The organism is Mesorhizobium sp. LNHC229A00, assembly GCF_000502415.1.
In the GTDB taxonomy this organism is placed as follows: Bacteria; Pseudomonadota; Alphaproteobacteria; order Rhizobiales; family Rhizobiaceae; genus Mesorhizobium.
Window position 1 is genome coordinate 1 of sequence record NZ_AYWQ01000179.1, and the last position, 445, is coordinate 445.

The following is a 445-nucleotide window of genomic DNA, read 5'->3' on the forward strand; positions in this document are numbered from 1 at the left end:
TAACGCCATTGACAAGCCAGCTATAGCAGTTTTGCCCTTCGACAACATTGGTGGCGACGAATCCTCGGGGAGGCTAGCCGACGGCATAACCGAGGACCTCATCACCGATCTTGCCGGGTTTCCTGAGTTTTATGTAATTGCTCGAAATTCCACTGCGGTCTACGCCGGAAAGCCCATCGACGTCCGTCAGGTCGGCGCTGATCTGAAAGTGCGATATATCCTTGAAGGCTCCGTCCAGCGCGCAGCCGATCAAATCCGCGTGACCGCTCAGCTTATTGACGCTAAAACCGGCGTCCATATCTGGTCCGATCGCTGGGATCGACCGGCGGAGGATGTGTTTGCGCTCCAGACGGAAATCGTGAAGCAGGCTGCCAGCCGCCTCGGCGGCACTGGGGTGATCATGGAGGCTGAGCACAGGGCAGCACAGCGCAAGCGGCCGGGGAAC

The 445-nt window shown here is 58.7% G+C and carries 1 pseudogene; it reads left to right on the forward strand.

The features are described 5' to 3' along the window. Positions 1-445 (forward strand): annotated as a pseudogene (locus X742_RS1000000175190) (adenylate/guanylate cyclase domain-containing protein); the annotation flags it as partial.